This is a genomic window from Comamonas sp. 23 (assembly GCF_049601575.1).
Lineage (GTDB): Bacteria > Pseudomonadota > Gammaproteobacteria > Burkholderiales > Burkholderiaceae_C > Comamonas > Comamonas squillarum.
In genome coordinates this window covers 1,826,858-1,849,607 of record NZ_CP187127.1, presented here as the reverse complement: position 1 = coordinate 1,849,607, position 22,750 = coordinate 1,826,858, and the positions used below count along the sequence as shown (strand labels likewise).

General features: G+C 63.3%; 20 protein-coding genes and 1 riboswitch. Of the genes, 7 read left to right on the top strand and 13 right to left on the bottom strand.

Annotated features, from left to right (window positions below):
- The first annotated feature begins 33 nt into the window (after nt 1-33).
- Complete coding sequence (gene tam, locus ACPEE1_RS08335) at nt 34-795, top strand: trans-aconitate 2-methyltransferase (protein WP_182342853.1); 762 nt, start codon at nt 34-36, stop codon at nt 793-795.
- Between the two features lie 15 nt (nt 796-810).
- On the opposite strand, the gene ACPEE1_RS08330 is transcribed toward tam, so the two are convergent.
- Complete coding sequence (locus tag ACPEE1_RS08330) at nt 811-1,518, bottom strand: riboflavin synthase subunit alpha (RefSeq protein WP_182342855.1); 708 nt, start codon at nt 1,516-1,518, stop codon at nt 811-813.
- A gap of 121 nt (nt 1,519-1,639) precedes the next feature.
- Complete coding sequence (pmbA, locus tag ACPEE1_RS08325) at nt 1,640-3,040, bottom strand: metalloprotease PmbA (RefSeq protein ID WP_182342857.1); 1,401 nt, start codon at nt 3,038-3,040, stop codon at nt 1,640-1,642.
- An 80-nt stretch (nt 3,041-3,120) separates the two neighbouring features.
- Between pmbA and yjgA the strand changes: the two genes are divergently transcribed.
- The 3 genes from yjgA to ACPEE1_RS08310 all read left to right on the top strand — a co-directional run bounded on the left by yjgA (nt 3,121) and on the right by ACPEE1_RS08310 (nt 5,934).
- Nucleotides 3,121-3,807 carry a ribosome biogenesis factor YjgA gene (gene yjgA, locus ACPEE1_RS08320; protein WP_116925925.1) on the top strand — a complete coding sequence of 229 codons (687 nt, stop codon included), beginning with the start codon at nt 3,121-3,123 and terminating at the stop codon, nt 3,805-3,807.
- A 22-nt stretch (nt 3,808-3,829) separates the two neighbouring features.
- On the top strand, nt 3,830-4,426 hold the full coding sequence (gene mog, locus ACPEE1_RS08315; protein ID WP_116925924.1) for a molybdopterin adenylyltransferase: 597 nt from the start codon (nt 3,830-3,832) through the stop codon (nt 4,424-4,426).
- Between the two features lie 299 nt (nt 4,427-4,725).
- Nucleotides 4,726-5,934, top strand: coding sequence for a multidrug effflux MFS transporter (locus ACPEE1_RS08310; RefSeq protein WP_182342859.1), 1,209 nt, complete (start codon nt 4,726-4,728; stop codon nt 5,932-5,934).
- Between the two features lie 29 nt (nt 5,935-5,963).
- Here the strand turns inward: ACPEE1_RS08310 and ACPEE1_RS08305 are convergent, their stop codons facing one another.
- Nucleotides 5,964-6,398: a DUF4279 domain-containing protein gene (locus ACPEE1_RS08305; RefSeq protein WP_182342861.1), complete on the bottom strand. Its 435-nt coding sequence runs from the start codon at nt 6,396-6,398 to the stop codon at nt 5,964-5,966.
- Nucleotides 6,399-6,560: 162 nt separating this feature from the next.
- On the bottom strand, nt 6,561-9,716 hold the full coding sequence (locus ACPEE1_RS08300; protein ID WP_423935911.1) for an IPTL-CTERM sorting domain-containing protein: 3,156 nt from the start codon (nt 9,714-9,716) through the stop codon (nt 6,561-6,563).
- A 316-nt stretch (nt 9,717-10,032) separates the two neighbouring features.
- On the opposite strand from ACPEE1_RS08300, the gene ACPEE1_RS08295 reads away from it, so the two are divergent.
- Both ACPEE1_RS08295 and ACPEE1_RS08290 read left to right on the top strand, forming a co-directional pair.
- Nucleotides 10,033-11,250, top strand: coding sequence for an ABC transporter substrate-binding protein (locus ACPEE1_RS08295; RefSeq protein WP_182342865.1), 1,218 nt, complete (start codon nt 10,033-10,035; stop codon nt 11,248-11,250).
- A gap of 173 nt (nt 11,251-11,423) precedes the next feature.
- The gene (locus ACPEE1_RS08290; RefSeq protein WP_116925921.1) at nt 11,424-12,107 is read left to right on the top strand and encodes a YitT family protein; all 684 of its coding nucleotides are present in this window, start codon (nt 11,424-11,426) and stop codon (nt 12,105-12,107) included.
- 18 nt (nt 12,108-12,125) lie between these two features.
- Here ACPEE1_RS08290 and ACPEE1_RS08285 read toward each other — a convergent pair whose 3' ends face one another.
- Nucleotides 12,126-12,791 carry a nitroreductase gene (locus ACPEE1_RS08285; protein ID WP_116925920.1) on the bottom strand — a complete coding sequence of 222 codons (666 nt, stop codon included), beginning with the start codon at nt 12,789-12,791 and terminating at the stop codon, nt 12,126-12,128.
- Nucleotides 12,792-12,930: 139 nt separating this feature from the next.
- Nucleotides 12,931-14,865, bottom strand: coding sequence for a phosphomethylpyrimidine synthase ThiC (gene thiC, locus ACPEE1_RS08280; RefSeq protein ID WP_116925919.1), 1,935 nt, complete (start codon nt 14,863-14,865; stop codon nt 12,931-12,933).
- A 297-nt stretch (nt 14,866-15,162) separates the two neighbouring features.
- A riboswitch (TPP riboswitch) is annotated at nt 15,163-15,284 on the bottom strand.
- A 187-nt stretch (nt 15,285-15,471) separates the two neighbouring features.
- On the opposite strand from thiC, the gene ACPEE1_RS08275 reads away from it, so the two are divergent.
- Complete coding sequence (locus ACPEE1_RS08275; RefSeq protein ID WP_116925918.1) at nt 15,472-16,695, top strand: ABC transporter substrate-binding protein; 1,224 nt, start codon at nt 15,472-15,474, stop codon at nt 16,693-16,695.
- Nucleotides 16,696-16,774: 79 nt separating this feature from the next.
- On the opposite strand, the gene ACPEE1_RS08270 is transcribed toward ACPEE1_RS08275, so the two are convergent.
- From ACPEE1_RS08270 to ACPEE1_RS08240, 7 genes are all read right to left on the bottom strand, one after another.
- Nucleotides 16,775-17,758, bottom strand: coding sequence for a branched-chain amino acid ABC transporter permease (locus ACPEE1_RS08270; RefSeq protein ID WP_116925917.1), 984 nt, complete (start codon nt 17,756-17,758; stop codon nt 16,775-16,777).
- 9 nt (nt 17,759-17,767) lie between these two features.
- Complete coding sequence (locus tag ACPEE1_RS08265; protein ID WP_021028576.1) at nt 17,768-18,652, bottom strand: branched-chain amino acid ABC transporter permease; 885 nt, start codon at nt 18,650-18,652, stop codon at nt 17,768-17,770.
- A gap of 130 nt (nt 18,653-18,782) precedes the next feature.
- Entirely contained in the window at nt 18,783-19,979 is a 1,197-nt protein-coding gene (locus ACPEE1_RS08260) for an ABC transporter substrate-binding protein (protein ID WP_116925916.1), read from the bottom strand.
- A 74-nt stretch (nt 19,980-20,053) separates the two neighbouring features.
- Nucleotides 20,054-20,776, bottom strand: a complete 723-nt coding sequence (locus ACPEE1_RS08255) for an ABC transporter ATP-binding protein (protein WP_116925915.1) — start codon at nt 20,774-20,776, stop codon at nt 20,054-20,056.
- Nucleotide 20,777: 1 nt separating this feature from the next.
- Nucleotides 20,778-21,548: an ABC transporter ATP-binding protein gene (locus tag ACPEE1_RS08250; protein WP_021028573.1), complete on the bottom strand. Its 771-nt coding sequence runs from the start codon at nt 21,546-21,548 to the stop codon at nt 20,778-20,780.
- Between the two features lie 329 nt (nt 21,549-21,877).
- The gene (locus ACPEE1_RS08245) at nt 21,878-22,396 is read right to left on the bottom strand and encodes a DUF1178 family protein (RefSeq protein ID WP_182342869.1); all 519 of its coding nucleotides are present in this window, start codon (nt 22,394-22,396) and stop codon (nt 21,878-21,880) included.
- Nucleotides 22,397-22,400: 4 nt separating this feature from the next.
- The gene (locus ACPEE1_RS08240) at nt 22,401-22,727 is read right to left on the bottom strand and encodes a DUF2818 family protein (protein WP_116925913.1); all 327 of its coding nucleotides are present in this window, start codon (nt 22,725-22,727) and stop codon (nt 22,401-22,403) included.
- Between the last annotated feature and the right edge of the window lie 23 nt (nt 22,728-22,750).

Sequence of the window (22,750 nt, the reverse complement as noted above, 5' to 3'; positions counted from 1 at the left end):
CTACAGTGCCCAGCACCACACAAGGAGAACCCCATGACCTGGTCCGCCCAGCATTACAGCCAGTTTGAAGCCGAACGCACCCGTCCCGTGCGCGATCTGGTAGCCGCCATTCCGAACACCGAGGTGCAGACCGCGATCGACCTGGGCTGCGGCCCCGGCAACTCCACCGAGGTGCTGCAGGCGCGCTACACCGAAGCGGCCGTGACCGGCCTGGACAATGACGAGGACATGCTGCGCGCCGCGCGCGAGCGCCTGCCGCAGACGCCGTTTGCGCTGGCCGACATTGGCCACTGGCAGGCAGCGCTGGCCGTCGATGTGATCCTGGCCAATGCCAGCCTGCAGTGGCTGCCCGACCATGCCCGCCTCTACCCGCAGTTGCTGCAGCAACTGCGCGCTGGCGGCAGCCTGGCGGTGCAGACGCCCGACAACCTGCAAGAGCCCGCCCATGTGCTGGCGCGCGAGGTGGCCGCGCAAGGCCCCTGGGCCTCGCGCATCGGTGCGGTGCGCCACCCGGACCGCCACAGCCTGGACTGGTACTACGCGCTGCTGCAGCCGCTGTGCCGCCGAGTCGATGCCTGGCGCACCACCTATATGCACCCGCTGGCCAACCACGAGGCGGTGGTGGAATGGTTCAAGGGCTCGGCGCTGCGCCCGTTCTTGGCGCAGCTCGATGCACCGGAGAAGACGCAGTTCCTGGCCGACTACCTGGCCGCCATCCGCCAGGCCTACCCGGCGCTGCCCAGCGGCACGGTGCTGCTGCCGTTCCCGCGAATCTTTATCGTGGCAACCCGTTGATTCGAGCCTTGGGCACTAAGCCTTGGGCAACTGCGGCGACGTGACCAGGTCGTCCAGACTCAAGCCCTTTTCGCGCAGCAGCGCTTCGAGCAGGGGCTTGAGTTGGCCCAGGCTCTCGTCCACCGCTTCGCGAACGGTGTCGACGACGACCTGGGTGCTGCGCTCGATCTCGATGTTCAGGCGGTCACCAGCGCGCTTGTCGCCAAACACGGTCATGCGCAAGGTCTCGGGAATCAGCCAGACCTCGAACCAGCCTTCCTGGCGATTCACCTCAGCAACGGTCAGGCTGGCGCCATTGATGGCGATATAGCCCTTGGCAAACACATAGCGGCGAAAAGCCTCGGGTACCGCCACGCGCATCACATGGTTGTTGTCGAACTGGCGCACCTGCGCCAGGGTGCCGGTAAAGTCCACATGGCCCGACAGCGGGTGGCCGCCAATCTCGGCGCCATCCTTGGCTGCGCGCTCCACATTCACCGGCGAGCCCAGTTCCAGCGCGCCCAAGGTGGTGATGTTCAGGCTTTGCTGCATCACATCAAAGCGGGCATGGCTGGCGTCCAGCAGCTCGGTCACCGTGAGGCACACGCCGTCGTGCGAGACACTCGCTCCTATCGCCAGGTCTTCACAAAAGCCCTCGGGAAAGGCCACGGTAAAGCTCCGCAGCCCCGGTTGGTCGTCGATCGCGCTGATGCGCGCCACTGCCTGAATAATGCCGGTAAACACAGCCCACTCCTTACGGCGCTGGCCAGCCTTGGCCAGCTGCTCACTCAAAAAAATAAAACCCGCCCGCCGCCCCTGGATTGGATGGCTCTGAGCGGGCTGGAAGCTATTGAAAGGCGCGGGATCAGGACCCTGCCACCTTCATGCGGTTGACCAAGATGCTGCCCAAGGTCTTGGAGCCGGCGTTGTACTCGTCGGCACCCACGGCCTCGATGCCCTTGAACATGTCCTTGAGGTTGCCGGCAATCGTGATCTCCTCGACCGGGAAGGCGATCTGGCCGTTTTCGACCCAGAAGCCGCTGGCGCCGCGCGAGTAGTCGCCGGTGACCGGGTTCACGCCCTGGCCCATCAGCTCGATCACAAACAGGCCCGTGCCCAGCTTTTGCAGCATGGCATTGAGGTCGTCCGAAGGGCGCGTCTTGGTCGAGTAGAAATGCAGGTTGTGGGCACCGCCGGCATTGCCGGTGGTGCGCATGCTCAGCTTGCGGGCCGAATAGGTGGACAGGAAATAACCGGCCACCTTGCCGTCCTCGATCACCGAGCGCTTGGCCACGCGCACGCCTTCGTCGTCATAAGGCGCGCTGCCCTTGCCGCCGATGATGAACGGGTCTTCGATCAGCTGGATGTGCTTGGGGAACACCTTCTTGCCCAGCGAATGCAGCAAGAAGGAGCTGCGGCGGTAGAGCGCGCCACCGCTGATGGCCTGCACCAGCGAGCCCACCAGGCCGGCAGCCAGCGGTGCATCGAACAGCACCGGGCATTCGGTGGTGGCAATCTTGCGTGCGCCCAGGCGCGACAGCGCCCGTTCGGCAGCGTAGCGGCCCACGACGGCCGGATCGGCCAGGTCGCCCGCACGGCGCATGCTGCTGTACCAGGCATCGCGCTGCATGTCAGCACCCTTGCCGGCAATCGGCGCGACCGACAGGCTGTGGCGCGAGCTGGCATAGCCGCCGGCAAAACCATTGGTATGGGCGCTGTAGAAATGGCTTTGCTGGGCCGAGACACCGGCGCCTTCGCTGTTGGTGATGCGCTTGTCGGTGGCAAAGGCCGCTGCCTCGCATTGCAGCGCCAATTGGGCCGCCGCTTCGCTGTCAATGGCCCAAGGATGGAATAGCTCGAGCGCACGGTGCTCGGCTGCTGGCACAATGTCGGCTGCGTCGGGCAGACCTGCGATAGGGTCCTCGGCGGTGAAGCGTGCAATGTCATAGGCCGCCTGCACGGTGCGCTGCACTGCTTGGGCAGAGAAATCAGACGTGCTGGCGTTGCCACGGCGTTTGCCCAGATAGACCGTCACCCCCAGTGATTTGTCCCGGTTGCGCTCCACCGTCTCCAGCTCGCCTTTGCGCACACTCACCGACAGACCGGAGCCTTCGGAGGCGTCGGCCCCGGCGTCGCTGGCCCCCAGTTTTTTGGCATGCAAGAGCGCCTGCTCGACGAGATCTTTGAAAAATGCGCGGCTGTAGCTGAAGCCGGACTCAGCCTTGGCATCGCCTTGGCTGTTAGAGCTGGATACGGATTTATTCATACTGCCCGCTATGATACTGATAACCGCCATCGCCCAGGCACTGCGCCGGGCGATGGCCTTTTGAACAAAAGCATTTAACCATGTCACGCAAACCCAAAAAAGGCTATTTCGTTCGCGGCAAGTTCGTGGCCGAAGGCAGCGAGCTCGATATCGAACTCAAGGCCGAGCTCAAAGGCACGACCGAGTCGAGCAAATCCGACCTGAAAAAGGAGATGGATGAGCTGCAAGACCTGGGCAAAGAGCTGCTGACCTTGCGCAGCGATCTCTTCAAGCGCCTGGATTTGCCCGAGATTCTGGCCAACGCGTTGGCCGAAGCCAAGCGCATCACCAATTTCGAGGGCAAGCGCCGCCAGATGCAGTACATCGGCAAGCTGATGCGCAAGCTCGAAGACAGCGAAGTTGCCGCCATCAATGCCGCACTGTCCGAGCAAAAGGAAGGCTCCAGCCTGGAAAAGGCTCTGCTGCATGCGGCCGAGCAGTGGCGCGACCGCATGATCGTCAGCGACGATGCCGTCGCCCAGTGGATCAACGAGGCTCCCGATACCGACATTCAGCAGCTGCGCTCGCTGGTGCGCCAGGCCCGCAAGGACATGCCCGGCGCCCATGAGGCCAATGTGCAGGAATCGACCGGCCAGGCGCCCCGCAAGGGCCGCGCCTACCGTGAGCTGTTCCAGCTGGTGCGCGACCATGTGATGGCCGCCCACAGCGCCAGCCGCAGCAGCGCCGATGCGCCCGAAGACGGCGATGACGACGATGACCAGGCCTGATGGCAGCGCAAGGGATAAGGCCATGAGCAACACCTACGACAGCGTCAAGATTGGCCTGGTCTCCATCAGCGACCGCGCCAGCACCGGCGTTTACGAAGACAAGGGCCTTCCTGCGCTGCAGGACTGGCTGGGCCGCGCGCTGCGCAACCCGCTGCAGTACGAGACCCGCCTGATTGCCGACGAAGAGGCACTGATCAGCCAGACCCTCATCGAGCTGGTGGACGCGGGCTGCGCGCTGGTGCTGACCACCGGCGGCACCGGCCCCGCGCCGCGCGATGTGACGCCCGAAGCGACCCTGGCCGTGGCCGACAAGGTGATGCCCGGCTTTGGCGAGCAAATGCGCCAGATCAGCCTGCAGTTTGTGCCCACCGCGATTTTGTCGCGCCAGGTGGCCGTCATCCGGGGCAGCAGCCTGGTCATCAACCTGCCCGGCCAGCCCAAGGCGATTGCCCAGACCTTGGAGGGGCTCAAGGACGCCGATGGCCAGCAGCAGGTGCCCGGCATCTTTGCTGCCGTGCCCTACTGCGTGGACCTGATTGGCGGCCCCTATCTGCAGACCGATGAAGCGGTCTGCAAGGCATTTCGCCCCAAGGGCGCCGAGCGCCCCAGCGCGGGCTAAACGCTCAACAACGCCGATACCCCGCCCAGAGCGCGAAATGTGTACACAGTTTCGCGCTCTTTGCATTGCAGCCGGCCAATGTCCCAGCTCTTTGCGGCGGCGCCGCCAGCTGGCACAGGCTGCGGCATTTTTTGGTTAAATGCTTGCTTGCCACTTTGCCGCTCCCCTCTTCTGAGAGGCGGTGGTTCTTCATTTCGGCGCCTTAGCCCCCACCCGCTTCTTCCTCCATCCAAGCCTTTGCCCCGCAGTGCCAGGCAGCGCTTGCTGTGATTGCGGCCCAGGGCAGCGCCCAGCGCCCCATGCAAAAGTCACCCGTTACGCTCACCTTGCTGTTTGCCCTGTGCACCATGATTGGTCCGCTGGGCATCGATACCTACCTGCCCTCTTTCCATGCCATCGGGCAGGAATTTGGCGCCACGCCGATAGCGGTGCAGCAGACGCTGAGCGTCTACGTCTTTGCGATGGCCAGCACCATGCTGTTCTACGGCACGCTCAGCGACACCTTTGGCCGCCGCCGCGTGCTGATGGTCTCGGCCATCGGCTATTGCATCACCTCGCTGGCAGCGGCCTTTGCCGGCTCGATCGAATCGCTGGTGCTGATGCGCCTGGTGCAGGGCCTGTGCGCCGGCTCGGGCATGGTCATCGTGCGCGCCATGGTGCAGGACCAGCACCAGGGAGCAGAGGCGCAGCGCATGATGGCGCTGGTGATGATGGTGTTTGGCCTGGCCCCTGCGCTGGCGCCCGTGCTGGGCGGCTGGCTGCAAAGCCATGGTGGCTGGCGCTACAGCTTCTATTTCCTCTCGGGCTTTGGCGCGCTGCTGGCACTGCTGATCTGGCGCCAGCTGCCCGAGACGCTGCCGCCCGAGCGCCGCACGCCTTTGAAGCTGCGCGTCATTGCCGGCAACTACCTGCAGGCGCTGCGCAACCGCAAATTCCGCACCATGCTCATCGGCCTGGCGCTGATGGCCGGTGCCAACTCCATCTACATCAGCTCCGCTGCCGAGTTTGTGATGACCATCCTGGGCAAGGACGAAACTGCGCTGGGCTGGCTGTTCATCCCGCTGATCGCCGGCACCATGCTGGGCTCGGCCGTCTCTAGCCTCTTTGCCCGCCGCATTCCGCCCACCGTGCAAAAACGCATCGGCTATGCCTGCCTGCTCATCGCCTGCGCCAGCAACCTGCTCTACAACAGCCTGACGCAACAGCCCAGCGTCCCTTGGGCCGTCCTGCCGATCACGCTCTACACCTTTGGCATCTCGCAGCTGATGCCCATCCTGACCCTGGAAGCCATGGGCCATTTCCCCCAGATGCGCGGCCTGGCCTCGTCTCTGCAGGGCTTTAGCCAGATGATGGTCTTCACCATCATCTCGGGCCTCGTGGCGCCGCAGCTCTTTCACAGCGGCCTGTTGCTGGCGCTGGGCCTGGCGGTGACGGTGCTGCTGGGGATGGCGGTGTTTGCCTGGGCATCGCGCATGCCGGATGCACGGGGGCTGGGGCAGGTGGTTTGAGTTCCGTCTTCGGCGATCAAAAGATTGCGCTACCAGCTCTGCGCATAGGGATGCACATCGTGGGCCCAGCTGATGCCAAGCGCGGCCATCTCCATCAGCAAATCGGGCGGCAACACGATAGCGTAGTTGCGCGCGCTGAAGCTGCTGATCTGTAACACCAAGCGCCCACCTTGACCCTGCAATAGAAGCAGAAAATGCTTATGTGGACGCAGCAGCTCAAGCACTGCAGAAATAGCGTCCTCAGCAGCATCGTCGGAGGACATATATTCGCCCCGCTTGAATGGATCGGCGCTCCAATAGCTTTCAGCGTGAATGCCACCAAGAAGACGCCCCTTGGGCGTTTTGCGCGGCTGCCCCGCCATGCAGAAATGCGTGGGCTCCAGCCCCAGTGTCTCGGTGACTATCTGCGGGTCAATGCTTGGATGCCAAATTCGGAAATCCAGCTTGTAGGAATAAAGTTGCATCTGATCCATATCATCAAAATCAGCTAGCAATCTAGCCGACTTTGCGACGCATCGGAAGTGTCCTAACGCACTCTACCGCTTGCTCCATGCCTGCGCTTGGAAAAAACCGCCAGGGCACCCGAAGGCGCCACTGGCGGTCAACTACCCATCAAAGACTCGCTATCAGAGCCGCGCCTTGCGCTTGCGGCGCCAGGCCAGCAAGCCCATGCCACCTGACAGCAGCGCCAGCGCTGCATGGCCCAAGGTAGGCACGGGGGTGGCGGTAGCGCCAGGGGTGCCAGGGTTGCCTGGGTCATCGGCGAGCACGGCCACACCACCCGGATCGCGGATGACGCCATTGGCCAGCAGGTCGTCATCGCCGGTCTGGCCGTCGGTGAGAGTCAGGACGACCTTGTTGCCGCTGATCGTGGCGTTGGGGTAGGCATACCAGTGGTCCTGGTTGTTGTCGGCGGTCTTGCCAAACTTGTAGTACTTGGCATTGGCCGGCAGCGCCTGCGGGTAGGTCATCTCCACCGTGGCGCTCTGGCCTGGCTGGCCGCCGGTCAGCTGCAGGCTGACGACGCCAAACGGAAAGCTCAGACCACTGGGCGCGGCCGCTGCCGGGCTTACGGCAACCGCCTGCGCGGCATCAAAGGCCCACAGGCCCGTGCCGCCGCCTTGCACGGTGGCTTGCATCTCGCCGTCCTTGCCGATGGGGGTCAGGGATGCGCTGGCGGGCTTGGCCGCAAAGTCAAAACGCACTTGGCACTGCGCTGCAATCGTGCCGGTGGTGTAGGCCGTTTGGTCGGCATTCCATTGGCCAGCCGGGCAGGTGCTGTCTGCCGCCAGGCCCACCAGCTGGTAGCCCGGTTGGGGCACCACGGCGCAGGTGCTGGTCTGGCCGGGCACTGCGCTGCTGCAGCTCACATTACCGGCAGCGGGTGCATTGGGTGTGCCCACCACGCCATCGCTGCCATCGCCCACCACCAGGGTCAGCGGCTGGCCCATGATCACATAGCTGTAGGTGGCATCCATCTGGTAGCGATAGCCGGGCATGACGATGGCCGTGCCTGCGCTGCTGAAGCTGAGGCCTCCTTTGCCATCGGGCACTGCCGTAGCGGTACCACCCAGGTACACCAGCTCGGTGGCGGTAGCATCGCTTTGCGCACGCAGTTGGGTGGTCAGGGTCACACCCAGGCTCAGCGGCTCGTTCAAGGCCAGTGCGGCCGTTTGCGGCTTGGCAGCGATCTCGACCGGGAAGTTGCTGGCCAGGTAGGCGTGGTCGGTGGTGATGCCGTTGGTGCCCCAGCTGTAGTACTTGTAGAAGTCAGTGGCCGTATTCACGGTCCATGGCCAGAAGGTCACGCCCCGGTGCTTGGCCGCTTCCATCGTGCTTTGACGAATGGCGGTGTAGCTGGGGTTGAAGGTCGAGGAGTTGGCCTGGGTGGCCTCAAGCACATTGCGCACGCTGGCGGGGACATCTGCGCTGTCGGCAATGCTGTTGAGGAAGCCGCCGGTCAGCTCGGGCATTTGCTCGCCGCTGCGCTTGAGCTGGTCGGCAATGAAGGAGATCGCAACCGACTGGTCGGCCACCCCCTCTTCGGCCATTTCCTTCTTGAGCTGGGCAATGATGCGCGGGTTGCTGCTCTTGAGCTCGATCACATGGGTGATGGGCTTGTCCTTGAACGCCTGGAAGTACTCACGCATCGTGGGCACCTGGTAGCCCTTGGTCTTGGTGGCCAGCGCCTTGACCTGCGCGAGGCTCATGTCCTCCACATTGCCCGTGCCATTGGTGGTGCGATTGACGGTGTCGTCATGCATGATGACCAGGTGGTCGTCGGTGGTGATGTAGATGTCGTTTTCCACGGCATCGGCACCGGCAGCCACTGCCGCCTTGGCGCTTTCCAGCGTGTTTTCGTCCTCGCGGCTAGGCATGCCACGGTGGCCGATGACCAGCGGCTTGCGCAGCAAGGTGTTGGTGGGCAGCTTGCGCAGCACATCGGCGTAGGCGGCGCTGTTGGCAGAGACGACGCCGTTGACACCGCTGACCAGCACCTTCGCTGCTTGCTCGGGGGTTGCGGCCTCGGCATTGCTCCACACCGTGATCAGCAGGCGCTGCAGATGGGCGACAAACGCGCGGGTTGTCAGGCCCTCGGGCAGGATCGCGATCTTGGCGCCCGCCCGGTTGGTGTCGCCCACGATGGTCAACAGATCGGCCTTGGACGTGGTCAGCTTGCGCTCGCTGAAATCCACCGCCGTGCGCAGTTTGGGCAGCGCCACACGGGCCTGCTTGAGCAATGCCACATCGCTGGACAGCAAGGTCAGGTCGGCGAGATTGTGCACCTGGTCGGAGAAGGTCACCAGCGCGTTCAGGGTCGCTGCATCCTGGATGCGCAACAGCGCAATGGTGTTGCGGTTGGACTGGGCAAAGTAGGCCGCCAGCGTGCCGACGTTGGCACCGCTGGCATCAAGCAGATTGAGGCTGCTGTCCAGCGTCCACAGCGCATGGCTGGCGCCGGTGCCAGCCAGCGATTGCAGGCCTTGGGCCGCCTGTACCAGGGTGGGTGCCATTGCCGCTGCGCTGCCGGCGTCCTGCACGGCCACGGGCATATCGAACTCAGGCAGCGGCGTGATCTGCTCGGTCACCTTGATGCTTTTGACACGCATGATGAGGCCGGCCGTCTGCATGCCGATGCCGCCCTTGGCCAGGTCGGCGCTCAGCATGGTGTCGTGCTGCAAGGCGCCATCGAGGTACTGGCGCACCCGGTTGCCATGGACCACCACGCTGGCGGTGTAGGTCTTCGCGGCGCTGATCGCCTCGGTGAACGGCTTGGTACCCTGCACCGACCAGGCGCCGGCCTTGCGGAATGCAAACTCGGTGCCGTTATTGGCCGTAGCCGCCTGGCGAATCGCGAACTGGTAGTAAGGCTCGTGGGCTGGGGTATTGGCAGCGGGCGAGGTGCGGTACATCACGCTACCCCAGCGAGCGGTATTGTTGGGCTGCTCGAAGCTGAACTCCACATCCACGCGGTAGTTGGATAGATTTTCCAGCGCTACTGGCAAGAGCACGGCCGTCATCGCGGTGCTATCGGCCTTGCCGTTGATCAGAAGATGGCCGGTGCTGGCATCGATAGTCACCGTGCCCTTATTCCAGCTTGCGGTGCGCCAGCCATCAGGCAGCTTGGTCGCTGCCGGGTCGTTGAACACATGCGAGGCATAGACCTGGCCTTGCGGGTCAGCAGAGGCCAGCTTGGCCTCCAGCGCCTGGCCAGCGGGGGTCTGCAAGGCCAGGTCTGCCGCTGTCGTGGTTTGTGTGGTGAGGATGAGCAAAGAGGCCATGGCGGCCACAAGGGGTAAGCGTCGCATAGGGATCCCAAAAGAAAGGCGGAAGTGTTGCAACGGCGGGTGACATCCTGATGAAAAAATTTGACACCCCCACTCTCAAGCCAGCATGCCCTGCGGACAAAAATATCTATGTGTTATTTGGTATGCATTTGTATTTATCTAACTCTCAAATATCTACCTGGTCTGGCGGGCCGGTAACGTGGGTGACAAACGCGCTGGGCTGCGCCCGTTTTCACCCTGTCGCCATCTGGCATCTGCTCTTAGCATGGGTGTTGCAAAACCAAAGCAACCCATAACAAAGGAGTCTCATATGCCCACCCCAACCTCCCTGCGCTTTCGGCCCACGCTCAGCGCCTGTGCCCTCGCCTGCTGCGCGATCACCGGAACGGCCCAGGCACAGGCCCCAGCGCCGGTGCGCCTGGGTTTCCTGACGGATATGTCCAGCCAGTATTCGGACGGCGATGGCAAAGGCGGCGCAACCGCCATCCAGATGGCCATTGAAGACTTTGGCGGCAAGCTGCTGGGCCGCCCGATTGAGCTCTTGTCGGCCGACCACCAGAACAAGGCCGATATCGCCTCGACCAAATCGCGCGAATGGGTCGACACCCAGGATGTCCAGCTGCTGATTGCCGGCACCAATACGGCGACGGCGCTGGCGATGGGCCAGGTGGCCAATGAGAAAAAACGCGTGCTGCTGATCAATGGCGCCTACTCCTCCAACCTGACGGGCAGCCAGTGCTCGCCGTACTGGGTGCACTACAACAGCGACACCACGGCCATTGCGCGCGGCACGGGCCGTGCAGTGTCCGAGCAAGGCGCCAAGACCTGGGCGCTCTTGGTAGCCGACTACACCTTTGGCCACACCCTGGAAGCCGATGTGACGCAGGTGGTGCAGGCCCAGGGCGGCCAGATCGTCAAATCGGTGCGCGCGCCTTTTCATGCGAACGATTTTTCGTCCTACCTGGTGCAGGTGCAGGCCAGCAAGGCCGAGATCCTGGGCTTTGCCAATGCCGGTGGTGACTTCATGAACGCGCTCAAGGCCGCGCGCGAGTTTGGCATCACCCCCAAGATGAAGCCCGTGGCGCTGATGGTGTTTGCCAACGAGGTCGAGAGCCTGGGCCTCAAGCTCGCCGGTGGTCTGATGTTCACCGACAGCTGGTACTGGGACCGCTCGCCCGAGGCCCGCGCCTGGACCGACCGCTACTACGCCCGCACCAAGAAAATGCCCACCTCGCTGCAGGCCTCCGACTACTCCTCGGCGATGAGCTACTTCAAGGCCGTGGAAAAGGCGCAGAGCCTGGACGCGGACAAGGTGATGCAGACGCTCAAATCGATGCCGCTCAACGACATGTTCGGCAAGGGTAAGATCGAGCCCAATGGCCGCTATGTGCACGACATGTACCTGCTGCAGGTCAAGACGCCTGAGGAGTCCAAGGGCAAGCATGATTCGTTCAAGCTGATCAAGGCGCTGCCGGGCGAGACGCTGTTTGCCAGCAAGCAAGAGGCCCAGTGCCCGATCTGGAAGTAAGCGACTGAACTGGGAAAGCAGCCTGCAGGCGGGCTGCGCCAATCCTTGGCAGGGTTTGAGGGATAAGGGTTAGCCCTATATTTGAGGGCTATCTCACCCTTTGCTTGCGCCTGGTCAGAATGGGGGCATGCGCTGCGCCCCAAGCTGGCAGGACTCTTGCTTGCCCTTTTCCCATGACCCGATACCGCCTCTTTGCCAGCGCAGGCTTTGCGCGCGTGAGCCAACTGACCTCCGACAAATTCCGCTGGGCGCTCAAGACCGGCTCATCCGGCCATTCCTGGCTGGAGGATGGCATTGCGATGGCGGTCGGCATCTTGCTGATCTCCACCGCCTTGGTGCTGTACAAGAGCGCGGGGCTGCTGACCGGCGGCATTGCCGGCATTGCGCTGCTGGGGCACTACGCCACCGGCACCGATCTGGGCCTGCTGTTCTTCTGCCTGAATTTGCCGTTCTACTGGCTGGCTGCCAAGCGCATGGGCACTGCCTTTGTGGTCAAGACCTTTATCGCGGTAGTGGCCACGTCCTGGCTCACCGAGCTGCTGCCAGCGCTATTGGCCATCTCCTATGTGTCCCAGCCGCTGGCTGGCATCCTTGGCGGTGTGCTGCTGGGCACAGGCTTTTTGATTCTGTTCCGCCACCGGGTCAGCCTGGGCGGCTTTGGCATTCTGGTGCTCTACCTGCAGGAGCGCCATGGCTGGTCGGCTGGCAAGGTGCAGATGGGCCTGGACTGCCTCATCGTGGCGTTCGCGCTGTGGCTGGTTCCGGCCGTGTCGGTCGCCTGGTCGATTGCAGGCGCCGTGATCCTGAACCTGATCGTCGCGATGAACCACCGCAAGGACCGCTATATCGCGGTCTGATTCGGCCGTTGAGCCGCTTTAGTCAAACCCGCGCATCTGCGCCCAGTCGCCAAAGGGTGCGCGGTCGGCACGCAGGCTGTTGATCGGCGCCGTCAGGTCTTCATAGCCCAGCGCAATGCCATAGGCCACGCGGTAAGGCTCTGGCGCCTTGAGCACCCGCTCCACTGTGTCGCCATAGCGGCGCCAGTAGCCCTGGGCACAGGTGGCCAGGCCGCGCTCGGTGGCCAGCAGCATGAGGGACTGCAGGTAAATGCCCAGGTCCACCCACTGCGCATAACCCATGCGCTCGTCGGCAAATACCAGCAGGCCCACCGGGGCGCCAAAGAAGCGGCCGTTTTTGGCCAGCTGCTCCAGGCGCGCGGCCTTGTCCTCGCGCGGAATGTCGATAGTCTTGTACAGGTCCTCACCGTTCTTGAAGCGGCGCGTGCGATACGGCTCCCAGAGATTGGGCGGGTAGGTGTAGTTGTTGCCGCCTTCGGGCAGCGGCTGCGCATCTGCAATGGCATCGGTCAGTTCATGCAGCGCATGGCCCGCCAGCGCCACCACCCGCCAGGGCTGCAGGTTGCCGCCCGATGCCGCCTGGGCCGCATCGGCGATCAGGCTATGCACGGCTTGGGCAGAGGGAGCTTTGGGCAAAAAGGCGCGCACCGAGCGGCGCTCTTGCATGGCTTGCGTGACGTTCATGGCAAAGGGCTTTCTGGCGTTGAAAGAGGCTGGCAGATGGCAGTCCGCAGTTTAGTGCAGCGCAGCAAATGTTGCTGACACCGAGGCGCCAATGCGGCCACCGGGTGGTGGCCGCATGGGGTCAACGCCCGCCGCGTACTTACCTGGCCGTCGTGTCGCTGGCGATCGGGATGTAGAAATCGCCCCCCGCCCGGTTGAACTCCGCCGCCTTGGCCTGCATGCCCACGGCAATGCCCTGCTCTTCGGCCACGCCCTGGTTCTTGGCAAACTCGCGCACCTCCTGGGTGATCTTCATCGAGCAGAACTTGGGCCCGCACATCGAGCAGAAATGCGCCACCTTGGCACTGTCCTTGGGCAGGGTTTCGTCATGGAAGGCGCGGGCCGTGTCCGGATCCAGCCCCAGGTTGAACTGGTCCTCCCAGCGGAAGTCAAAGCGCGCCTGGCTGAGTGCATCGTCACGCGCCCGGGCCCCCGGGTGGCCCTTGGCCACATCGGCTGCGTGCGCGGCAATCTTGTAGGCAATGATGCCCTGCTTGACATCATCGCGGTCGGGCAGGCCCAGGTGCTCCTTGGGCGTCACATAGCAGAGCATGGCGGTGCCAAACCAGCCGATCATCGCCGCACCGATGGCGCTGGCGATATGGTCATAGCCCGGCGCGATGTCGATGGTCAGCGGGCCCAGGGTGTAGAACGGCGCCTCGTGGCAGTGCTTGAGCTGCTCGGTCATGTTCGCCTGGATCATGTGCATGGGCACATGGCCCGGGCCTTCGATCATGGTCTGCACATCGTGCTTCCAGGCCAGCTGGGTCAGCTCACCCAAGGTGGCCAGCTCGGCAAACTGGGCCTCGTCATTCGCGTCCGAGGCGCAGCCCGGGCGCAGGCCATCGCCCAGCGAGAAGCTCACGTCGTACTGCTTCATGATGTCGCAGATATCTTCGAAATGTTCGTAGAGGAAGCTCTCGCGGTGGTGGGCCATGCACCACTTGGCCATGATGGAGCCTCCGCGCGAGACGATGCCGGTGCGGCGCTGGGCCGTCAGGTGGATATAGGCCAGGCGCACGCCGGCATGGATCGTGAAATAGTCCACGCCCTGCTCGGCCTGCTCCACCAGGGTGTCGCGGAAGATGTCCCAGGTCAGGTCCTCGGCCACACCGCCCACTTTCTCCAGCGCCTGGTAGATCGGCACCGTGCCAATGGGCACCGGCGAGTTGCGCACGATCCAGTCGCGCGTGGTGTGGATGTTCTTGCCGGTGGACAGGTCCATCACATTGTCCGCGCCCCAGCGGATCGCCCAGACCAGCTTCTCGACCTCTTCCTCGATGCTCGAGGTCACGGCCGAGTTGCCGATATTGGCATTGATCTTGACCTTGAAGTTGCGGCCAATGGCCATCGGCTCGATCTCGGGGTGGTTGATATTGGCCGGAATGATGGCCCGGCCCCGCGCCACCTCGTCGCGTACAAATTCGGGCGTGATGATCTTGGGGATCGCAGCGCCCAGGCTGTTGCCCGCCAGGCGCGCCTCGCGCGCAGCATCGCGCTGGTACTCGGCCATCCATTCGCGGCGGCCGTTCTCGCGCAGGGCCACATACTCCATCTCGGGGGTGATGATGCCTTTGCGCGCATAGTGCATCTGGGTCACATTGGCACCGCTCTTGGCGCGGCGCGGCTGGCGCTGCAGCGCGGCGGCCTCGGCCCGCAGCTGGGCCACGCGCAGGTCTTCTTCGCCGCGCTTGCTGCCGTCATCAAGCGCCACACGCTGGCGCCCCACATAGTAGTGGCTGTCGCCGCGCGCGGCGATCCATTCGGCGCGCAGCGCGGGCAGGCCCTGACGCACATCGATGGCCACGGCCGGGTCGGTGTAGGGGCCCGAGGTGTCGTAGACGCTGACCTGCTCTCCGTTGGTCAGCGCAATATCGCGCACCGGCACCTGCAGCTGCGGGTGGATGGCACCGGCCAGGTAAGACTTGGTCGACGCAGGAAAAGGCTGGCGTGATTGGGCCAGCAGTTCGCCAAAGCGGGCGGCATCGGGGGCATCACCGGTGGCGGGGATGAACAGGGACTCAGGGGCGTTCATGGCAGTCTCCTCAAAGCGGTTGATTTCATCGAACGCTCCGAGACGTGCCGGCCCTCTTCTGTTCCAACACGCCAGGCATGGCTGCTTGGCCGCAACACGCCCATCGACTACACCCCGGCCCGGCCGTGCTGTGCGTTGCGCCGTGGCCGCTGTTGGCTGGCCATGGCGGCACCTGTTGCGCGCTGACAGGTGCCGTCCCCAAAAAGACAAAACCCCAGTGCGCGAGGCGCCTGGGGTGTGCGTAGCCGGTGGCCACAGGCGCGTGCCATGCAACGCTGCCTGCCTTCCACCGCTGTGCTTTCAGGGTCCCGCTCTTCTTCCGCCGGCATGAACCGGATCAAGTTCGTCGGGTTCGCTAATCAGCAGTCTTGCAACTGCCTTTCGCATCTCAGCGCTTTCGCACACCCCGGAGCTGCGAGCAGTATAGCCGCTTCGCGCCGCGCGCACAGCTGCGTTTTTGCGCCGCGCTGGTGCTTACCCCAGTAGGCGCGCGCCAAGCAGCCTGCAACCATCGGGGCGCAGCAGCCCACGGGTGCGCCGCACCTGGCAGCCGCACTGCACGCATGTCTATTTGAACAAGGAGACCTTCCGATGAATGTTCCTGCAATGCCCTCTTTGCGTTCTGCGCTGCCACACCGGCGACGCGCAATTGCGGCCGCTGCCGCTGGCTGTGTGCTGGCCCTGTTTGCGCAAGGTGCGCTGGCGCAAGACAAGGTGCGGATCGGCTTCATCACCGACATGTCCAGCGTCTATGCGGACGTTGATGGCAAGGGCGGGGCGCTGGCGCTGCAGATGGCGATTGATGACTTTGGCGGCAAGCTGCTGGGCAAGCCGGTGGAGCTGATGGTGGCCGACCACCAGAACAAGGCCGACCTGGCCGCCTCCAAGGCGCGCGAGTGGTTTGACCAGCGCGACATGCAGATGCTGGTGGGCGGCACCACCTCCAGCACCGGCCTGGCGATGGCCAAGGTGGCCGAGGAGAAAAAGCGCCTCATCATCGTCAACGGCTCGGGTACATCCGCGCTAACCAACGACCAGTGCAGCCCCTACACGGTGCATTACGCCTACGACACGGTGGCCTTGGCCAAGGGCACCGGCGGCGCCATTGTGGCGCTGGGCGACAAGGACTGGTTCTTTCTGACGGCCGACTACGCCTTTGGCCATGCGCTGGAGGCCGATACCACCAAGGTGATCAAGGCCGCAGGCGGCCGCGTGGTGGGCGCCGTGCGGCATCCGATCAATGCCTCGGATTTCTCGTCCTTCCTGCTGCAGGCGCAGAACTCCAAGGCCCAGATTCTGGCGATGGCCAATGCCGGTGGCGACACCATCAACACCATCAAGGCTGCGCGCGAGTTTGGCGTGACCAAGACCATGAAGCTCGCCGGCATGCTGCTGTTCAGCTCGGACATCCACAGCCTGGGGCTCAAGCAGACCGAAGGCCTGATGTTCACCGACAGCTGGCATTGGGACCTGAACCCGGAAAGCCGCAAGTTCTCGGACCGGTTCTTCGAGAAGTTCAAGAAGATGCCCACCTCGCTGCAGGCGGCCGATTACTCGGCGATGATGACCTACCTGAAGACGGCCGACCGCATCAAGTCCACCGATTCGGACAAGGTGATGGCCGCGCTGAAGGCCGAACCCCTGTCCGACTTCTACGCCAAGGGCGTTGTCCGCCCCGATGGCCGCTACGCCCATGAGATGTACCTGATGCAGGTCAAGGCCCCGGCCGAATCCAAAGGCGCCTGGGATTACTTCAAGGTGCTCAAGACGCTCAGCCCCGACGAGGTCTGGACCACCAAGGCCGAATCCAGCTGCAAGCTCTGGAAGTAACGCCGCCCTCCCCGCCCTCTCCAAAAACAAAGACCCGCGCAATGCGGGTCTTTGACTTGGACGGGTCTGCAAGCCCCCGCTATTTCTTCTTGCGGTCCATGAAGGCGATCAACTCGCCCATGATGCCGCGGCGGAACGCCAGCACGCAGATCACAAAGATCAGGCCGGTCACAATGGTCACCGACTCACCCAAGGTGTTGAACCACTCGACGCCGGTCAGGCGCGACAGCCAGGTGCCGATATCGCCGATCTTGTTTTCCAGCGCGACGATTACGGCCGAGCCGACGATCGGCCCCGACAGCAGGCCCAGGCCGCCCACCAAGGTCATCAGGATGACCTGGCCCGATGCCGTCCAGTGCACGTCAGTCAAGGTTGCAAAGCCCAGCACCACGGTCTTGAGCGAACCGGCCAGACCGGCCAGCGCAGCCGAGATGACAAAGGCCAGCAGCTTGAAGCGGTTGACGTCATAGCCCAGCGAGATGGCACGCGGCTCGTTTTCCTTGAGCGCCTTGAGCACTTGGCCGAAAGGCGAATGCACCGTGCGCATGATCAGCAGGAAGGCCAGCACCACGATGGCCAGGGCCACGTAGTACATGGTCCAGTCGCTCTCCAGGCTCAGCACGCCAAACAGCTTGCCGCGCGGCACCGCTTGCAGGCCGTCCTCACCACCGGTGAAGGGCATTTGCAGGCAGGCAAAGAACAGCATCTGGGCGAGCGCCAAGGTGATCATCGAGAAATAAATCCCCTGGCGGCGAATGGCCAGCCAGCCAAACACCACACCCAGCAAGGCACCGAACACCACGCCGAACAAAATGCCCAGCTCCGGCGTCAGGTGCCAGACCTTGATCGCATGGCCGGTGACATAAGCCGCACCACCAAAGAAGGCGGCATGGCCAAAGGACAGCAGACCGGTGTAGCCCAGCAGCAGATTGAACGCACAGGCGAAAAGTGCAAAGCACATCAGCTTCATCACGAACACAGGGTAGGCCCCCATGAACGGCGCAGCGATCATGCCGAGCAGCAGCAACCCATACCCCAGTTTGGCAAACTTCTTGGAATTCATCCCCTCACCTCACTTCGCTTTGCCAAACAGGCCAGCCGGGCGCACCAGCAGCACGATGACCATGATCACGAACACGACGGTGGCCGAGGCTTCTGGGTAGAAGACCTTGGTCAGCCCTTCGATCACGCCCAGTGCCAGACCGGTGACGATGGCGCCCATGATGGAGCCCATGCCACCGATCACCACCACCGCGAACACGGTGATGATCAGGTTCTGGCCCATCAGCGGCGTGACCTGGTAGACGGGCGCTGCCAGCACGCCGGCAAAGGCGGCCAGGCCCACGCCAAACGCATAGGTCAGCATGATCATCAGCGGCACGTTGACACCGAAAGCCTCGACCAGACGGGGGTTCTCGGTGCCGGCCCGCAGGTAGGCGCCCAGGCGGGTTTTCTCGATCACATACCAGGTGGCAAAGCAGACGATCAGCGAGGCTACCACCACCCACATGCGGTAGTTGGGCAGCAGCATCACGCCAACGTTGGTGGCGCCTTCGAGCAGCTCGGGCGTGTCGTAGCCCAGGCCCGAGACGCCGTAGATCGAGCGGAACACGCCCTCGATCAGCAGCGACAGCCCCAAGGTCAGCAGCAGGCCGTAGAGGTGGTCGAGCTTGTAGATATGGCGCAGCAAAAAGCGCTCTATCAACACCCCGATGATGCCCACCAGAATCGGCGAGAGCAGCAGCATCACCCAGTAATTGACCTGGAAGTAGGACGCCGCCATCCAGGTGAACATGGCCCCCAGCATGAACAAAGCGCCGTGGGCGAAATTGATCACATTGAGCAGGCCAAAGATCACGGCCAATCCCAGACTGAGAATGGCATAGAACGAGCCGTTGACCAGACCCAGCAGCAGCTGGCTCATCAAGGCCGGTAATGAGATACCAAAAATTTCCATGAAAAGCTCACGAGTCAGTGAATGAACACAACACGCCTGGCGTCATGCCGCTGCTTTTGCGACCCGTGCCATCAGCGATGGCGGGCAGCCGCAGCAGGCAGCATCGACGCAGGTTAGGTGTGAGCGGTGCTTACTTCCAGAGCGCGCACTTGGATTCGGCCTTGGTCGTCCAGACCTGGTCCGCAGGCAAGGTGGACAGAACCTTCAGGTAATCCCAGGGCTTCTTGGATTCGGCAGGCGACTTCGCTTCGACCAGGTACATGTCGTGCGCGTAGCGGCCATCGGGGCGGATCACGCCCTTGCCGTAGAAGTCGTTGAGCGGCGTGCTCTTGAGGTAGGCCATGACCTTGTCGGCATCGGTGGTCTTGACGGCTTCGACAGCCTTCAGGTAGTTCATCGTCGCCGAGTAGTCCGCCGCATGCAGATCGGTAGGCATGCGCTTGGTCTTGGCGAAGAACTTGTCGGCGAACTTGCGCGTCTCGTCGTTCAGGTCCCAGTACCAGCTGGTGGTGTGCAGCAGGCCTTCGGTGTTCTTCAGGCCCATGCTGTGGATGTCAGACAGGAAGACCAGCAAGCCGGCGGTCTTCATGGTCTTGTTGATGCCGAACTCACGCGCAGCCTTGATGGCATTGATGGTGTCGCCGCCGGCATTGGCCAGGCCCAGGATCTGGGCCTTGGAGTTTTGCGCCTGCAGCAGGAAGGACGAGAAGTCAGATGCGTTGAGCGGGTGGCGCACCGAGCCGAGCACCTGGCCGCCCTTGGCCTTGATGACGGCGGTGGTGTCCGCTTCCAGCGAGTGGCCAAACGCGTAGTCGGCCGTCAGGAAGAACCAGGACTTGCCGCCACGGTCCACCACGGCTCCGCCGGTGCCCTTGGCCAAGGCCACGGTGTCATAGGCATAGTGCACGGTGTAGGGGCTGCACTGCTCATTGGTCAGTGCCGAGGAGCCCGCGCCGCTGTTGAAGTAGACGCGCTTTTTCTCTTGCGCCACCTTGGCAGCGGCCAGGGCCGTGCCGGAGTTGGTGCCGCCAAACAGCATGGTCACGCCGGCGGTATCGATCCACTCGCGCGCCTTGGAGGCTGCGATGTCTGCCTTGTTCTGGTGGTCGGCCGAGACCATCTCGATGGGCTGGCCCAGCACCTTGCCACCGAAGTCATCGATGGCCATCTGGATCGCGACTGCGCCGTTCTTGCCTTCCACATCGGCGTAGAGGCTGGACATGTCGGTGATGAAGCCGATCTTCACCTTTTCTTGTGCCTGGGCAGCGCCTGCGGACAGGGCGACCAAACATGCCACCTGGGCAATGGCTTTGAGCTTTGCTTTCATCTTGTCTCCTAAAAAATATCTGTTCTCAATACATGGCGGCAGTCTGCGCTGCGCCAGGGTTGCAAAAAAGTGGGCTAGACCCCCAGCAAGGTGTTGAGCAAAGGCATCTTGCCTTCGAGCTCGTCGGCGCTGAACTGCTCGACGATCTGGCCATGTTCCATCACATAGAGGCGGTCGGCCAGTGGCGCGGCAAAGCGGAAGTTCTGCTCGACCATCACCACGGTGTAGCCCTTGGCGCGCAGGCTCACGATCATGCGGGCCAGCGCCTGCACGATGACGGGGGCCAGACCTTCGGAGATCTCATCGAGCAGCAGCAGCTTGGCGCCGGTGCGCAGAATGCGGGCCACGGCCAGCATCTGCTGCTCACCGCCCGACAGGCGCGTGCCCTGGCTTTGGCGGCGCTCGGCCAGGTTGGGGAACATCTCGTAGATCTCTTCGACCGACATGCCGGCCGAGCCGGTTTTGAGGTCCGGCGGCAGCATCAGGTTCTCTTCGCAGGAGAGGCTGGCAAAGATGCCGCGCTCTTCCGGGCAGTAACCCAGGCCCAGGTGCGCAATCTTGTGCGTGGGCATCTGGATGGTCTCGACGCCATGGATTTTGATCGAGCCCTTGCGCGAGCCCGTCAGCCCCATCACCGCACGCATCGTCGATGTGCGGCCCGCGCCGTTGCGGCCCAGCAAGGTCACCACCTCGCCCGGCATCACGCGCATGTTCACGCCATGCAGCACGTGCGATTCGCCATACCAGGCGTGCAGATCGCTGATCTCCAGTGCAGGCACTCCGTTTTTCTCATTCATGTCAGTGCGCTCCCTGCAGCTGGCCGTCGGTGGTTCCCATATACGCTTCCATCACCTGGGGGTTCTGCGACACCGTCTGGTAGTCGCCCTCGGCCAGGATGGCGCCGCGCTGCAGCACCGTGATGCGGTCTGCAATCGTCGAGATGACCTTCATGTTGTGCTCGACCATCAAGATGGTGCGCCCGGCCGAGACCTTTTTGATCAGCTGGGTGACGCGCTCGACGTCCTCATGGCCCATGCCCTGGGTGGGTTCGTCGAGCAGCATCAGCTCGGGCTCCATCGCAAGCGTGGTGGCAATCTCGAGTGCACGCTTTTGGCCATAAGGCAGGTTCAAGGTGATCTCGTCGGCCAGGTGCGCCAGGCCCACCTCTTCGAGCAAGGCCACCGCGCGGCCGTTGAGCTTGTCCAAGGTGCGCTCGCTGCTCCAGAAGTGGAAGGACGTGCCCAGCTTGCGCTGCAAGGCGATGCGCACGTTCTCCATCAGGCTCAGGTGCGGGAACACCGCCGAGATCTGGAACGAGCGGATCACCCCCCGGCGGGCAATCTGCGCCGGCTCTTCGCTGGTGATGTCCGTGCCGTTGAAATGGATGATGCCCTTGGTGGGCGTCAAGAACTTGGTCAGCAGGTTGAAGCATGTCGTCTTGCCGGCACCATTGGGGCCGATCAGCGCATGGATCGAGCCCCGCTGCACCGACAGGTTGACATTGCTGACTGCTGTGAATCCCCGAAACTCCTTGGTGAGATCTCGGGTTTGAAGAATGACATCACTCATGGGCACCGCACCGCTTCGCTGGAAAAAAGCGCGGCGCCTATTCCGGGTTGGAAATGCACGCCGCTTCGATGCTGCCAATACTAGGAAAGAATACTGCGATGCAACACTGGGGAAAGCCTGTAGGTGAGGCTGCGTACGCGTTAACCCGTGGGCTTTATGCGCTCACTTTTTGATAGTCACCTGAGGGACAAACGGTCGTCTTTTTGTCATCAAAATCAAGCACGGGCGACAATGCAAAGGCCCTGCCCCGGCCCATTCATACGTACTGTGCATCATCGGCGCTGCAGCATGCCAGCCAGTCGGGCTGCTGCCAAGGCGACAGATCCAGCCTATTGCAGGCGGTGCTTGCTCGCTTCGGGCAGCAGCAAGGGCAGCACATCGATGCCCTCGTCGACCAAAGCGCGTTGCTCCTCCGGGGTGGCGGTGCCCCGGATCGGGCGGGCAGCGACCTCACCCTCATGCATCTGGCGGGCCAGGTCGGCAAAGCCGCTGCCGACATCGTCGGTATTGGCTACGATCTGGCGCGACAGCTCCAGCCAGGCCTGTTGCAGGCGCTGGGCATCGCTGAGCGGGGTTGGGGAGGCCCGGGATGGCGAGGACGACGCCGGCGCACTACCAGGCCGTGCAGGGGCTGCGGCGGCGGAAGCCGGCGCAGCTGGAGCCGCTGGGGCCAGGGAATTGGATTTGCGCGCCAGATGCGGGGCGCTCAGGCCTTTGACGATCTCATGCGAGTTGCACATCGGGCAGCTGAGCCAGCCCTGGCTTTGTTGCTGCTCGAACGCGGCGTCCGAGGCGAACCAGCCCTCAAAGATATGGCCCAAAGGGCAGCGCAGGTTGAAGACCTTCACAGTCTCACCCCGCTCGGCTCACCTTGCGCAGCAGGTACTGGTAGGCAAAACCGGGGAAGGCAAAGGTCAGGAACAAGGTGCCGGTGACGGCATAGAACTCCCAGCCCTGGCTGCTGCGCTGGCCGGCGCGGCCTTCGAGCAGCATCGCAAATGCCCCGATGAGGAAGTACAGCACGACCAGCTCGACCAGGCGGATCCACAGGGCCTTGCCGGCACTGCCGCCGTCATGGCACAGGGGCCCCGCGGCCAAAATACGTTGGTTCAGAAATGGCAGATTGGCCGCAACAAAGCCCGCCACGATCACCAACCAGATGGATGCAGTGATAGACATGCGGGCTTTGTCAGGCTCGGTTG

What these genes read in the sequence shown, in the direction of transcription:
- tam (WP_182342853.1), top strand. Translation starts at nt 34, where the DNA reads ATGACCTGGTCCGCCCAGCATTACAGCCAGTTTGAAGCCGAACGCACC.
- pmbA (WP_182342857.1), bottom strand. Translation starts at nt 3,040, where the DNA reads ATGAATAAATCCGTATCCAGCTCTAACAGCCAAGGCGATGCCAAGGCT.
- yjgA (WP_116925925.1), top strand. Translation starts at nt 3,121, where the DNA reads ATGTCACGCAAACCCAAAAAAGGCTATTTCGTTCGCGGCAAGTTCGTG.
- mog (WP_116925924.1), top strand. Translation starts at nt 3,830, where the DNA reads ATGAGCAACACCTACGACAGCGTCAAGATTGGCCTGGTCTCCATCAGC.
- ACPEE1_RS08310 (WP_182342859.1), top strand. Translation starts at nt 4,726, where the DNA reads ATGCAAAAGTCACCCGTTACGCTCACCTTGCTGTTTGCCCTGTGCACC.
- ACPEE1_RS08305 (WP_182342861.1), bottom strand. Translation starts at nt 6,398, where the DNA reads ATGCAACTTTATTCCTACAAGCTGGATTTCCGAATTTGGCATCCAAGC.
- ACPEE1_RS08300 (WP_423935911.1), bottom strand. Translation starts at nt 9,716, where the DNA reads ATGGCCTCTTTGCTCATCCTCACCACACAAACCACGACAGCGGCAGAC.
- ACPEE1_RS08295 (WP_182342865.1), top strand. Translation starts at nt 10,033, where the DNA reads ATGCCCACCCCAACCTCCCTGCGCTTTCGGCCCACGCTCAGCGCCTGT.
- ACPEE1_RS08290 (WP_116925921.1), top strand. Translation starts at nt 11,424, where the DNA reads ATGACCCGATACCGCCTCTTTGCCAGCGCAGGCTTTGCGCGCGTGAGC.
- ACPEE1_RS08285 (WP_116925920.1), bottom strand. Translation starts at nt 12,791, where the DNA reads ATGAACGTCACGCAAGCCATGCAAGAGCGCCGCTCGGTGCGCGCCTTT.
- thiC (WP_116925919.1), bottom strand. Translation starts at nt 14,865, where the DNA reads ATGAACGCCCCTGAGTCCCTGTTCATCCCCGCCACCGGTGATGCCCCC.
- ACPEE1_RS08275 (WP_116925918.1), top strand. Translation starts at nt 15,472, where the DNA reads ATGCCCTCTTTGCGTTCTGCGCTGCCACACCGGCGACGCGCAATTGCG.
- ACPEE1_RS08270 (WP_116925917.1), bottom strand. Translation starts at nt 17,758, where the DNA reads ATGAATTCCAAGAAGTTTGCCAAACTGGGGTATGGGTTGCTGCTGCTC.
- ACPEE1_RS08265 (WP_021028576.1), bottom strand. Translation starts at nt 18,652, where the DNA reads ATGGAAATTTTTGGTATCTCATTACCGGCCTTGATGAGCCAGCTGCTG.
- ACPEE1_RS08260 (WP_116925916.1), bottom strand. Translation starts at nt 19,979, where the DNA reads ATGAAAGCAAAGCTCAAAGCCATTGCCCAGGTGGCATGTTTGGTCGCC.
- ACPEE1_RS08255 (WP_116925915.1), bottom strand. Translation starts at nt 20,776, where the DNA reads ATGAATGAGAAAAACGGAGTGCCTGCACTGGAGATCAGCGATCTGCAC.
- ACPEE1_RS08250 (WP_021028573.1), bottom strand. Translation starts at nt 21,548, where the DNA reads ATGAGTGATGTCATTCTTCAAACCCGAGATCTCACCAAGGAGTTTCGG.
- ACPEE1_RS08240 (WP_116925913.1), bottom strand. Translation starts at nt 22,727, where the DNA reads ATGTCTATCACTGCATCCATCTGGTTGGTGATCGTGGCGGGCTTTGTT.